This window comes from Polaribacter sp. 2405UD43-2, assembly GCF_058147125.1.
Genome location: NZ_JBYVJX010000037.1, coordinates 1 through 285 on the forward strand (window position 1 = coordinate 1; position 285 = coordinate 285).

Consider the following 285-nt stretch of genomic DNA (forward strand, 5'->3'; position numbering starts at 1 on the left):
TAAAGCAACTGCTATAATTGTTAATCCATACGATGCACTCGACCAACTTGTTCTTTTATGACATTCTCCCAAGTATGCCTTTCAGTTTTTTCCTCCTCTTTTTTTAGATATACTTATAAATTTCAGCAATTCTCCTGATGGCATTTCTTGAGCAAAAGTCGAGTTATAGATTAAGTCTTTAGGAGTAAAATTAAAAACAGTATCTAGTTGATGTCCAGAAAAAATAGGATCTAGGGGTTTAGAAAGGAGGCGTTGTTGCCAATGGAGTAATGTAAAAGTAGAAGC

Annotated in this window: 1 pseudogene; it reads right to left on the reverse strand. The window is 34.4% G+C overall.

The window, feature by feature from the left end:
- Window positions 1–81: 81 nt before the first annotated feature.
- Window positions 82–285: pseudogene (locus tag ACY2RX_RS14655) on the reverse strand (LptF/LptG family permease); the annotation flags it as partial.